This is a genomic window from Brevibacillus sp. NPDC058079 (genome assembly GCF_042885155.1).
GTDB lineage: Bacteria > Bacillota > Bacilli > Brevibacillales > Brevibacillaceae > Brevibacillus.
The window spans coordinates 378,179-390,602 of record NZ_JBHVSO010000001.1 but is presented as its reverse complement, the minus strand read 5'-3'; the positions used below and the strand labels follow the sequence as shown (position 1 = coordinate 390,602).

The following is a 12,424-nucleotide window of genomic DNA, read 5'->3' as shown; positions in this document are numbered from 1 at the left end:
CCCTACGTTTTTTTCCGCGTCCAGATTCGTACTGGCGTGCCTTCAAACACAAATGCTTCGCGGATTTTGTTCTCTATGTAACGTTCATAGGAGAAGTGCATCAGTTCTGGATCGTTAACAAACAGAATGAACGTCGGTGGTTTCACCGTCGCTTGTGTCGTATAGTTGATTTTCAAGCGCTTTCCACGATCAGACGGTGGTGGGGTACGAATTGTCGCATCCGTTACCAAATCATTAAGGACAGAGGTAGGAACTCGCATCGCATGTGCTTGAGAAACCTCATTGACCTTTGGAAGAATCGTGTGAACACGTTGTTTTGATTTCGCAGAAACATACAGTATCGGTGCGTAATGCAGATATTTGAACTCTTCGCGGATCAACTCAGTGAAGCGTTGCATCGTTTTGTCATCTTTTTCGACAGCATCCCATTTGTTGACGATAATGATTACACCACGACCAGCCTCATGTGCATAACCTGCGATCTTCTTGTCCTGCTCGATTATGCCCTCTTCACCGTCAATGACAACAAGAACAACATCCGAATCTTCAATGGAACGCATCGCGCGCATTACACTATATTTTTCCGTTGTTTCATACACCTTACCGCGCTTGCGCATACCGGCCGTATCCACGAGAATGTAGCTTTGACCATCGCGTTCAAACGGTGTATCGATCGCATCACGGGTCGTTCCGGCAACATCACTCACAATGACTCGCTCTTCACCGAGAAGCGCATTCGTCAAGGAAGACTTCCCGACGTTTGGACGACCGATGATGGATACACGAATGACATCGTCTCTTTTCTCTTCGTCATCCTCAGCAGGGAAATGCTGAACCACGTCTTCCAGCATATCGCCCAAGCCAAGACCATGGCTACCTGAGACAGGGAATGGCTCGCCCAAGCCCAAGGAATAAAAGTCGTAAATATCCGCACGCATTTCCGGATTATCCGCTTTGTTCACCGCGAGTACGACAGGTTTTCCTGTCCGATTCAGCATCCGTGACAGTTCAACGTCCGCATCTGTCACACCTGTGCGGCTATCTGCAATCATAACGATGACATCTGCTTCATCAATCGCGAGCTCTGCCTGATAACGCATCTGTGTAAGAATCTCGTCGGTCTCGCCAAACTCAATCCCACCGGTATCAATCACATGGAAAGTATGAGTTAGCCATTCACCTTTCCCGTACAGGCGGTCACGGGTTACTCCCGGCATATCCTCCACGATCGCGACTCGTTGGCCAATCAATCTGTTAAAAATCGTGGACTTCCCCACGTTGGGTCTCCCCACAATGGCTACCACTGGTAATCCCATAATTAACAACACTCTCTCTCATTTTACGTTTTGACTAGCTAATCATACCATACACTACTTATGCCGAACAATGATAAGGGTATCGTCGCTCACTTCATGCACCATCGCGTCCAGTATCTTTTCCAAAGTGAAAGCTGTTTTCTGCATCTTCTCTGTAGTAGACTCGATAAAAATCGGCACACCACCCGCAATCCTATCTTTGTTCGTCGTAATCACCGCCAAGATTAATCCTGTCATGACCTACAGCTCCTTTTTCACGATTCTAGTCTTCGTTGGCATTCGGAAGACGCTTTCGAGAATCGGGACAGCACGAATGACGGACGTTGCGCGTTCCACATCTTTTTCTTGCGGCAATAAAAATACACCCAGTCTCCCTGACTGTATATCACGTTTTACCAACGGTGTTAGCGATGGCTCTCCCGTATCTGTATATACACCGAGCTGCGTCGCGACATCGTGCAGAATCGCTTGTCGCTGTCCTGGGTGGGCAATCGTTACCTTGGCATTGGCATCCCTCGGTGTCAAAATAAAACCCACACCTTGCTCACGTATAATCTCTTGGGCATCTGCCAGACCGACGTTCATGATGTAAATGTCGTTGACATACAAGTCTCTTCCTTCCATTCTGACTTTGCCCGGCTCGATCTCTGCAATCAGCGACAGTGTTTTTCCAGAACGCAGCTTGCGAGAGATTATCAAGGCAATTACACCTGCAATGACACCCCCCCACCAATGAAAAAGGATGGTAGCCGTCGTTGTCACCAGAGACGTAAACATGACCATGTAATTGCGTCCTTCAAACACCATTGCGATTCCTTCGATATAGGGACCACCACGGGGCACCAGCTCCTGCTTATCGATCGCCGTGAGCGTAGTGCGTTCCATGTTCCTGACATCGCGGAATTGCTGAGCAGCCACTGTCAAAAATGTGACTGCCGTGTAGTTCTCCTTGAGCAGGGCGGGAATCGCTATCGCTCCGAGCGCGGATGCGATCACCCCAAGTGAAACGTGAATAATTTTTCCGTGGGGATAGGTTGGATATTGTCGATAATCTGTTCGCAAAAGATGAATTCGGCACATAATCCCGAATAGGAAGCCCAGAACTAAAGGAAAAACATATTCATAAGCTAGCAATTCCTTGAACACCCTAGCGTCACCTGCCCGTATCGGAATGGGAAGACTCTGTTTCTGTTCTACCAAGGATACGACGAATCGCAGACCAGACTATGCTGACGAGAGCCCATAGTGATATGCCACTCCACAGTAGATCTTGCGCATACTCCGATCCCCAATGACAGGAACCCGACAATTTCCAAAAATATAGCGAATGTATCGCATCTGCGAGTGGCATGGCGAGCGTGAGCTGAAACAGCTGTCCCAGATTCGTTCTGCTCATCAAAAAAATCGTACTGACTCCAACTGCGGGTACGATGATCCTCTCATCCCAAAACAGCAAGATCGGATCGGTAAAAAACAGCCAGCGCAGCCAAAATAGCAAAAGGGCCGTTGCCAGCGCACTCAGCAAGTACAATCTGCGTATTTTGGACATGAGCTTGGTGTAAAGGACAATGCTTGCGATCAGTGGCAATATCGTTCCACTTAGACTAACTTGAATGGGGGCAAAATAGATTTCCCAGTTAACAAACGTACACATTAAAAACGCACTGATCACTGCGAGCACTCGTCTGCGTTCCATCTTCATGTTTCGCAGCTGCAAGTCAAAGCTTCCCATCCAGACCAGACACAGCAAAGACCACTGGATGAGGATCGCAACGGTTCCCTCGTTCATGTTCATCTCCTCAAAATGATGGTTGTCTCCCCAAAAGTATGCCTCAACCAAGGAAATTTCATGAATCGAATGCTCGTCCACTAACTAACGTTGTGCCAGTCTCTCCAATTGCATGTGACGAAGCCTAGCTCTCTCCGCTGTTTCTCCCGTGATCATAACAGGAGTACATACCGCTTCTGCCAGAACTTTCATTCCGAGTGCCGTCATCGCCACTCGAATTTGATGATGCCATCTGTCGATGGTAGAAAAGCATTCTTCCAGAGATTCGCGTTGAACCAGACGCAGCATTGCCCCCGCCATCCCGACAGCGGACGCGCCTAAAGAAGCGGCTTTGACTACATCGAGTCCATGACGAACACCGCCTGTTGCTATGTACGACATTCCCGGATGACCGACAGCATTCGCTTCCAGCAAGCTCTCCACCGTCGTGAATCCCCAATCCTCAAACATGGCATGAGGATGTTCACTTCGCATATTTTCGACTTGAGCAAAATTTGTTCCGCCTCTTCCACCCACATCGATTGTTCTGATCCCGATTTCTATGAGCTTCTCGATTGATTCTTTCGCCATGCCAAAACCGACTTCTTTGACAATAACCGGCACATCCAGGCTCTCCCTAATCGCTTGAATCCGCTCGAGATAGCCGCGAAAATCACGATCTCCCTCAGGCATCAACAGTTCTTGCATAACATTCAGATGGATTTGCAGTCCGTTCGCTTCTATCATCTCCACTGCTGCTGTTGCCTGCTCCACTGTCGCCTCTGCCCCAACATTTGCAAACAAGATCCCCTGTGGATGTTCCCTTCTGACAATCCGATAGCTATCCGTAACATCTGGATCACGCAGAGCGGCCATTTGTGAGCCAACAGCCATAGCCAGATTGCGTTCCCTCGCAATGATCGCCAGTTTTTGATTGATCTGCGTAGTCCCACTAGCTCCACCCGTCATCGCATTAATCATAATCGGTGAGGAGAGTCGCAAGGATACGATCTCGGTGTCCAGTGAGGTTTCAGCAAACGCTGTATTCGGCAAGCTGTTCGGAACAAAGCTAACATCATCAAAGCTATTCGCACCGTCTTCCCCAGTGACAAGAGCATTTCGAATATGGTCCAGTTTTCTAATCGAACGACGATCCATTGTACCCCTCCTAGACTTTCACTCCCAGAAAAAAGGGATACGCCAGAGCGTATCCCCATGAATCCTACTTTTTATCTTACTTGAACTTGTCTTTCAGATCACCGAACAACTCGCCCAATGTCACGCCCATTGGTTGGTTGTTTTCTTGCGTGAATTGTTGCTGTTCACGCTTGCTCGCACGCTCTGCCTGCTCCACACGGTCTTCTTCTACTGCACGGATACTGAGGCTAATGCGCTGTTCTTGTGGAACAACATCCAAAACTTTCACCTGTACTTCTTGGCCCTCTTTCAACACCTCACTCGGTGTATTCACACGGCGATTTGCAATTTGGGAGATGTGTACGAGGCCTTCGATTCCAGGAGCCAGCTCAATAAATGCACCGAAGGACACCAAACGTTTTACCGTTCCATTCAAAATAGAGCCTGCTTTGAAATCTTCTGCAACGTTCGCCCATGGACCTGCTTGCGTTTCCTTAATGCTAAGGCCAATGCGCTCGTTTTCACGGTCAATTTTGAGGACCTTCACTTGTACCTTGTCGCCTTCCTTCACGACATCGGACGGCTTATCTACACGGTTCCAAGCAAGTTCAGATACGTGAACCAATCCATCAACACCACCGATATCCACGAAAACGCCGAAATCGGTCATGCGCTGAACCGTTCCTTCCAATACTTGACCCACTTGGATTTTGTCCATAATGGATTGCTTTTGCACTTTTACTTCGTCTTCCAATACCGCTTTGTGGGACAGGATAACTTTATTCTTTTCCTTATCCATTTCTACTACTTTCAAAGCCAATGTTTTGCCTTTGTAATCGGAGAAATCTTCAACGAAATGACGCTCAACCATGGAAGCCGGAATGAAGCCGCGAACACCTACATCAACAACTAGTCCGCCCTTCACTACTTCTTTCACAGTCGCTTCGATGATTTCACCCGCTTGCATTTTTTGCTCAAGATCTGACCAAGAGGATTCCATCGCTACGGCTTTCTTGGAAACAACGAGCTCTTCTTTCTCGTCGTTTAGCTTGATGACTTTCACTTCGAAAGTATCACCAACCGCTACTACATCAGATACCTTTTCAACATGCAGTGGAGACAGTTCGCTGATAGGAATCAGACCATCGTACTTGTAGCCTAGATCTACAAGCGCTTGTTTGTCCTCAACTTTTGTTACGGTTGCTTTTACGACATCTCCTACGGAAATGGTTGTTGCATCCGTCAAGCTTACGTTCGTTTCTTCCATCATTCAAAAGACCTCCTTAATACCATCCAGTCCCAAACGTCTATGTACAGGTTGTGTACAACCTCACTACATGAAGCGGGAGCATGTATATTTTTAACTGTCGCCTGATGGCTGGCAGTTAGTACTGATGAAGCCAGTAAGTTCCAGCAGATTTAGTATTCGTCCCTTTAGCAATTCTATACCGTTTGCTAAGAGAGATGCTGGTTCCGTAATTGCTTGATGTGCTCCATAAGCAGATCGCTCGTTTCCTTCAACGTGTCAGCGCTTGATTTGGCCTCGCGCAGACGAGTCAGATCGATCGGTTTACCATAAACGATCTTAATGGAACGAAACGGTCGATATGGCCCGATAATCGCTACCGGAATGACCGCGGCTTCTGACTTGAGAGCGAACATCGCCACACCCGGCATCGCCTCCCCTGGTTCCCCCGTTTTGCTACGGGTTCCCTCAGGAAAGATTCCAAAGATTTTTCCATCTTCCAGCAATTTGAGAGTCGTGCGAATAGCCGCACGATCTCCTGCACCCCGTTTGACCGGAAATGCACCGAATTTGGTAATGAGAAAGGATATGACTGGAATTTTGAAAAGCTCTTCTTTGGCCATGAAATGAACCTGACGCTCGATACCACTCCCGAGAAGGGGTGGGTCCCACAAAGAAATGTGGTTGGCACAAAGGATCACTGGGCCTTCCTTAGGTATATGTTCACGCCCGATCACTTGCCAACGAAAGACAAGCGAAAAAATTATGCGAAAAAAACCTCTGAATAAACGATAGTAACTCAATGGGTTGACTCTCCCGTTCGCTCGCAGATTTGCAAGATGCGATCGACCACCTGATCAATGGTCATTCCTGTTGTGTCTACCAAAACGGCATCTTCCGCCTGGCGCAACGGTGCGACTTCTCTCTGCATGTCCCGTCGATCTCGCTCTTCGATTTCTTTTTCCAGCTCAGCTAAGTCTGTCTGGGTACCTTTTGCGAGTAGTTCCTTCCAGCGGCGTTCTGCACGCTCTTGGATGGAGGCTGTCAGAAATATCTTTACATCTGCATCAGGCAAAACATGAGTACCGATATCTCTGCCGTCCATCACGACATTGCCTTGAGTCGCCAATCGTCGCTGGAGCACAAGCATTTGTTCACGTACGGAACCGTAGCTCGCTACAATGGAGGCGTACTGGCTCACTTCTGTGGAACGTATCCAGCTTGTGACATCGATTTCATTCCAGTATACATGTTGCTGTCCGTTTTCCCGAACCAGTTGAATCTTGTTTTTTTGCAAAAGTTCGGAAACTGCAGACTCATCGTTGATAGGGAGCTGATGATGGTGGACTGCCCAAGCAAGGGCACGATACATGGCACCCGTGTCAATGTACACGTATTCCAGTTGTCCCGCTACTTTTTGTGCGACAGTGCTTTTGCCTGCTCCCGCTGGTCCATCAATGGCAATGTTCATTACTTCTCACCTGCTATGTACGTTAGTTCGGATGGGAATAAAACAAGAAAAGCTTCTGTCGAAGCCCTTTCCCATTCTTTGTGTGATGAAAAACGATATTGCGTTTTTCGAATTTGGCTGTGACCACTAGCGGTCTACACAAAACGATCCAAGACCGTTTTCTATGTTATCTATAATAGTACCATAGTATGGAAGCATGCGCAAACCTTTAGGGCTCTCTGGACACGCCTTCCAAGCGCTCTGTTTCAATTAATACTAGTCTTGCGGGTACGTACTGAATGAGGACTTCGCCTATAGTCAGTACAATCGCACATACGACAATTCCAATCATGATGCCTTTTTCTACCCGTTTGGAAAAGCTGCAAAAACGATCGTTGTACTGGCTGGTCAATAGGGTCACTTCCTCTGATGAAGCGTCAATCCACAACGCCTTTTTTGCGAAGCTCTAGCTGTCTCTCGTAACACGCTCTAACCACTTTTGCCCGATCTTGCTCACTGATTTGGGTGAACTTCCCCGAAATCCATTGGTGCAAACCTTTTTCTTCCGCCGGTTTTTGTCTGACGATTTCCATCTCCACAAAAGCATGTTGAACCTGTCCATTTTTGTTTGGAAGAGAAATCCAGACGTGCAAGTTGTCTTTTTCCTTCAAATGATAGCTTTCCTCACAACTAAAAGACAGCCCACCACCGCTGATATCCAGCGTTCGTGCCAGAAAATGATAGCGTCGAATCGGATCATCCAGTTTGACTGCGATGTCTACCGTGGTGTCAATTCTCAAGTAGTTTCGTCGCTGTGTGCGCACAATCTCCTCTTTGGCCGGCAGTTGCAAAAGCAGAACAGGAATGTGATTGTTTTGCCTGCCGACAATCGCAGAGCGGAATTCATAGCGTGAGCCATCCTCGCCAACATACCAAACCAAGCATTCTGTCCCCGGTTGAAATACTCCAGTCCGTCCAGTGTTTTCGCTGGTTGGCAACTCGATGGAAGCTACATCATCTTTCAAATCAGCCACACGGCTTTTGAAAGTTTGCAGCTCCGTTTCTTCTGAGGAACTCGTGAAGTTTAGTCTTATTGTTTGTCCTATTCGTGGAAGCATCATAAAGTAAATGTTCCTCCCCTTCCCTATCACCCTTTCCATTATATACCCTATTGTTTCGAATCAGCAAATAGGGAAAGCCGCTAAAAAACTAGCTTTCCCCCTGTTTTTTTAAACACTATTGTCCTTCGTTCTGTCCTGATCCCGTTTCCATTTTCACAACTTCTTCTTCTTCTCCATTCATGGCGTTGATGTAGACCATGTACGAATTTCCTTCAAAGCTGCCTGTCATTTCCCACGCCAGTACTTCTTTTCCATCGTTTTTCCCTTCGATGAGGGCAAGGCGCTGATCCGTCACTTTTACGCTCGGATTGACTTTTTTCCTCGCTTCTTCTTTCGAGAGACGGGGCTCGGAGAGAATTCTCTTTTTGTGATTAAACAGATACTCCGTTGAGTTATAAGCAGTAACCTCTCCGTTGTCCAACGCAATCTCGACGACCACCCCGTCCGGATAAATTCTAACGCCATCCTGAACTGGCACAAACGTAAAGAGTGCGTTGCGGTCGTAGCTGTCAATCTCGGAGACCTGCATATTGTCAAATCCATGGTCGCGCAAGAACACTCGACCTTTTTCTTCCGCCTGCTTCATGTCCAGCTTTTCCTCGCCAACCCCACGCTCGTTCATCATCCAAACCACTTTACCGCCGCGTTTGGTGACATCGAGGTTAATGCCTGTCTTGTGTCCATTTGGCGTGACACGTACGCTATACGCCGAGTATTCCTGCCCCTTGCCGTTCTCGTTCACTTCTACTTTCGCATCTCCTGGCTTCAACCCGAGAAATACCAGTGCATTCTTCTCTGCTTCCTCTTTGGTGGCTGCTTTGCCATCGATCCCTTTGATTCGCTGCTGCTTTTTCTTATCGAGACTCTGTATCCCGACGCCCCAGTCTAAATCAGGGTATTCCTGCACTTTTTTCTCAATGGTTTGGAATCCATCGATGATGGTATTGTCCTCTTTGTTTTTATTGGTGGCCAATGCCGTCTCGACATCCATCCACCTCAATTGCTTGTCCATCGCGAGGGTTTGTACCTTGCGCAGATCATCCTGGATATCCTCTGCTTGGGTGTGCAGGCTCTTCAATGTCTTGTATTCACTCTGACTCAATGGCTGCTTGTCCAAGTCACGCACAGCGACACGATAGGAAAAATCTGCGACCCTCGACAGCATTTCTTCGGTTTTGCTAAACGCCATCAAGGTCAGTGGGAGTTGTCCGACATCAGCTTGTGCTGCATAGGAAAGCCGCCAAACATTCGTCAAAATTGGTGTCATTTGTCTGCGCGAGTTGACCACCAGCGATTTGCCAAGCTCATCGTGCAGTTTGTCCACATGATAAGTGAGATCGTGAAAAGCTCGTTGGTATGAGTTTTCTGCTTTGATCAGGACCGAGTTCTTCTCATTGTGTTCCTGATATCCCCACACGCCAGCGCCTATTAAGGCAACTAGGGCAATGGGAAATAACACGCGTGCTGTTGCTCCATATACCATCCCTTGCCACTCCTCCTTTGGTTACGCATCCATCATCTGCAGAAGATGTGTTTCCCGATCTTTTTGACCTGCGGCCTGGTCCAAATCCAACCGGATGTTGCTGTATCCGGATTAAAATAGTACGTGCATCCTCCTGTCGGGTCCCAGCCGTTTAGTGCATTCTTCACTGCTTTCGTTGCGCTTTCATTCGGTGTAAGCCATATTTGACCATCAGCAACTGCTGTAAAAGCGCGTGGTTCGAATATCACAGCAGAGGGCGTATCAGGAAACGAAGGGCTCTTGACGCGGTTCAAAATAACGGCTGCGACAGCTACTTGCCCTTCAAACGGCTCTCCTCTTGACTCCCCGTAAACAGCATTCGCCATGATTTTCAAATCATTGTCAGAGACCCGTGAAGGATGAAAGCTGGCTTTGGTTTTGGCCGTTTGTTTCTTTTCAGCAGGTGCAGCCATCTGCTCTTCTTGTACGGCAGCAACATTCTTTTCCTTCCAGACAACCTTGTATCCACTCAAGCCCGCTGCTACCAACATCACCAACACACCTGCGATCCAGATTGTACGCACGGCTGAATCCTCCTTGGCATGTATTGAAATCTTTGCATAGTGTTGGTGGAGGAAGAATGGATTATGCATGTAAATCTGGATATAGAAAAAGACCGACGCTATTTGCATCGGCCCACCTAGATTTCTCACGCTTTTTCAGTTGGGAAAGGAAAAGATCAGGACTCGTCAATCCGAAAATGCTTATCGTTGTCACACAGGCATTGCTTGAACCCTGTTTCTATTTGCCCTCCAGGTTCTCGATGACCACGCAGTGTAAACTTTTCTCCACATACATTGCATTGAATTGTCACTTTTGCTCGTTCGGTTTTTAGCACGCACGTCTCCTCCTTACCGTCTATTGTGGACGTGAAGAGAGATTTTTAGAACCGAAATCGTGTGCTCTTTGTACCTTTTTTAAGCCCTGCCACCACAAAACGAGCATGAATGGCACAATCACTACCAACCAGTTTTGCACTGCTAAAAAAATCACGTTGTACAGGGCATGCAAGCCGATCGGCAAGGTAATCGACATCCATAAAAAAAGCCGCTCATGTTTGGCGTCCTTGGAAAACTTGGCCCGTCCGAGATAATAGCCCATCCACACGGCAAACAACGCATGGCTGGATACCGGCAGAAAAGCACGCCAGATGGCGATATTCGTTCCGTTGATAATGAGGTAGAGCAAATTCTCCAACGTAGCAAAACCAAGTGACACCGCAACTGCATAAACAATTCCATCGTATGGCTCATCAAATTCCAAATGTTTATAAACCGTAAAATAGATGACCATCCATTTAAAAAATTCTTCCACGACAGCGGATTGGAAAACTTCCGCGACAATGCCATCCCGCCAGTTCCATTCATTCTGCATGATGTACTGGAGCACCATAATCGGTACAACCAGCAGCATACCAAAGATAAACGACCGGATCACCATCGAAATTGGTTCCGGTTCGAGACTGTCACGCAGGTAAAAGTAACTTAAGATGGCGATACCGGGGGCAACTGCCGCGCCGATCAAAGCAATCATCTTTTATTACTCCTTTACACAAGACTATTGTTCATCGTACCATGAATACTGGTTGATGAAAACCCGCTACAGGAGAGAGATCATGTCAAAAAAAATTTTGGTAGTGAATACAGGCGGTACGATTGCCATGTCTGTCGATGACTCAGAAGGCGTAAAGCCATTGGATGATCAAGCAGTCAACAAAATCCTTCCTTTTTTAGAAAAATATGCGGACGTCACCATGAAAAATGTACTCAACCTGCCTAGCCCTCATATGACGCCTGCGATCATGAATCAACTGCGACTCGATATTGAGGAAGCCTTTCAACATGATCACTACGATGGCATTGTCATTACCCATGGGACTGATACGTTGGAAGAGACCGCATACTTTCTCGACTTGACTTTATCGGTTCACGTCCCGATTGTCGTTACCGGGGCCATGCGCAGCAGCAATGAGCTCGGGGCAGATGGTCCCGTTAATCTCATTTCTTCCGTTCGTGTAGCCGCAGACTCCTTCAGTTTGAACAAAGGCGTCATTGTTGTTTTTAATGATGAAATTCACGCAGCACGACACGTAACCAAAACACATACGAGCAATGTCGCTACCTTCCAGTCGCCACAATACGGGCCGATTGGAACCATTGCGAAAAAAAGTGTGCAATACCACCATGCTCCATTGGATCGAGAGCATTATACCATTACCCATGCTGATGCGAATGTGCCGCTGATCAAAGCTGTTGCTGGTATGGAGCCTGCTTGGCTACAGTTTCTATTGGAGCAGCACATTGATGGACTCGTCGTAGAGGCGTTCGGATTAGGAAATCTTCCTCCCGCTATCATCCCTACCCTGCAGCAACTACTCGACAAAGGCGTACCCATTGTGCTCGTCTCCCGCTGCTACAATGGCCAGGTGCAGGATATCTATGACTACGAAGGTGGAGGCCGCAAACTAAAAGAGATGGGGATCATCTTCTCCAATGGTTTGAATGGGCAAAAAGCTCGTCTCAAGTTAATTGTAACGCTGCAAAAATCACGGACTTTCAAAGAGCTACAGCTGTTGTTCGACCAGTAATGAATATGACTACAGCCTCCTGCTCATCAGGAGGTTTTTTTCGTCCTTGAAAACATGTTGCATGATGCTGTTGTGGTGAGGAGGAAACAGGAGAAAACGCTCAGATTCTAGGGCCACCCCCTGTGGGATTGACTGCCCGCCTCCATGCAAAAAGCGAAACCGCGGCCAAAGTCGTCCTCTCAGGATGTGTCTCAGAGGTGGCCGCTTAAGGGCGCGTTTCGCTTTTCGCATTCCGTCTTGGTCGGTGTCCCTAAGATCTTCGCTTATTTCTCCTGTT

Annotated in this window: 15 protein-coding genes; 1 reads left to right on the top strand and 14 read right to left on the bottom strand. The window is 47.6% G+C overall.

Going from position 1 to position 12,424, the window contains the following annotated elements; translation table 11 throughout:
* Positions 1-2: 2 nt before the first annotated feature.
* From der to prsW, 14 genes are all read right to left on the bottom strand, one after another.
* Entirely contained in the window at positions 3-1,316 is a 1,314-nt protein-coding gene (der, locus tag ACFVS2_RS02030; RefSeq protein ID WP_390230340.1) for a ribosome biogenesis GTPase Der, read from the bottom strand.
* A gap of 54 nt (positions 1,317-1,370) precedes the next feature.
* On the bottom strand, positions 1,371-1,553 hold the full coding sequence (locus ACFVS2_RS02025) for a capping complex subunit for YIEGIA (RefSeq protein ID WP_390230337.1): 183 nt from the start codon (positions 1,551-1,553) through the stop codon (positions 1,371-1,373).
* A 3-nt stretch (positions 1,554-1,556) separates the two neighbouring features.
* Positions 1,557-2,462, bottom strand: coding sequence for a YIEGIA family protein (locus ACFVS2_RS02020; protein WP_390230334.1), 906 nt, complete (start codon positions 2,460-2,462; stop codon positions 1,557-1,559).
* Positions 2,463-2,469: 7 nt separating this feature from the next.
* Positions 2,470-3,105, bottom strand: a complete 636-nt coding sequence (locus ACFVS2_RS02015; RefSeq protein WP_173617946.1) for a YphA family membrane protein — start codon at positions 3,103-3,105, stop codon at positions 2,470-2,472.
* Positions 3,106-3,189: 84 nt separating this feature from the next.
* Positions 3,190-4,242 carry a type 2 isopentenyl-diphosphate Delta-isomerase gene (fni, locus tag ACFVS2_RS02010; RefSeq protein ID WP_390230330.1) on the bottom strand — a complete coding sequence of 351 codons (1,053 nt, stop codon included), beginning with the start codon at positions 4,240-4,242 and terminating at the stop codon, positions 3,190-3,192.
* 76 nt (positions 4,243-4,318) lie between these two features.
* Positions 4,319-5,491 (bottom strand): 30S ribosomal protein S1, encoded by a 1,173-nt coding sequence (gene rpsA / locus ACFVS2_RS02005; protein WP_390230327.1) that lies wholly within the window; start codon positions 5,489-5,491, stop codon positions 4,319-4,321.
* Between the two features lie 185 nt (positions 5,492-5,676).
* A complete protein-coding gene (locus tag ACFVS2_RS02000) occupies positions 5,677-6,270 on the bottom strand; it encodes a lysophospholipid acyltransferase family protein (RefSeq protein WP_390230324.1) in 594 nt (197 codons plus the stop codon).
* Positions 6,267-6,938, bottom strand: a complete 672-nt coding sequence (gene cmk, locus ACFVS2_RS01995) for a (d)CMP kinase (RefSeq protein WP_007716486.1) — start codon at positions 6,936-6,938, stop codon at positions 6,267-6,269. The genes ACFVS2_RS02000 and cmk overlap by 4 nt, the downstream gene beginning before the upstream one ends.
* Before the next feature lie 208 nt (positions 6,939-7,146).
* Positions 7,147-7,338 (bottom strand): hypothetical protein, encoded by a 192-nt coding sequence (locus ACFVS2_RS01990; RefSeq protein ID WP_390230320.1) that lies wholly within the window; start codon positions 7,336-7,338, stop codon positions 7,147-7,149.
* Positions 7,339-7,354: 16 nt separating this feature from the next.
* On the bottom strand, positions 7,355-8,038 hold the full coding sequence (locus ACFVS2_RS01985; protein ID WP_173617952.1) for a flagellar brake protein: 684 nt from the start codon (positions 8,036-8,038) through the stop codon (positions 7,355-7,357).
* A 115-nt stretch (positions 8,039-8,153) separates the two neighbouring features.
* Positions 8,154-9,521: a germination protein YpeB gene (gene ypeB / locus ACFVS2_RS01980; RefSeq protein ID WP_390230316.1), complete on the bottom strand. Its 1,368-nt coding sequence runs from the start codon at positions 9,519-9,521 to the stop codon at positions 8,154-8,156.
* 32 nt (positions 9,522-9,553) lie between these two features.
* Positions 9,554-10,213: a cell wall hydrolase gene (locus tag ACFVS2_RS01975; RefSeq protein ID WP_390230313.1), complete on the bottom strand. Its 660-nt coding sequence runs from the start codon at positions 10,211-10,213 to the stop codon at positions 9,554-9,556.
* Positions 10,214-10,239: 26 nt separating this feature from the next.
* Positions 10,240-10,398: a hypothetical protein gene (locus ACFVS2_RS01970; protein ID WP_007716480.1), complete on the bottom strand. Its 159-nt coding sequence runs from the start codon at positions 10,396-10,398 to the stop codon at positions 10,240-10,242.
* A gap of 20 nt (positions 10,399-10,418) precedes the next feature.
* A complete protein-coding gene (gene prsW / locus ACFVS2_RS01965) occupies positions 10,419-11,093 on the bottom strand; it encodes a glutamic-type intramembrane protease PrsW (RefSeq protein ID WP_173617955.1) in 675 nt (224 codons plus the stop codon).
* Positions 11,094-11,175: 82 nt separating this feature from the next.
* Here prsW and ACFVS2_RS01960 point away from each other — a divergent pair, with 82 nt between their 5' ends.
* Positions 11,176-12,147 carry an asparaginase gene (locus ACFVS2_RS01960; protein ID WP_173617956.1) on the top strand — a complete coding sequence of 324 codons (972 nt, stop codon included), beginning with the start codon at positions 11,176-11,178 and terminating at the stop codon, positions 12,145-12,147.
* The last annotated feature ends 277 nt before the right edge of the window (positions 12,148-12,424 follow it).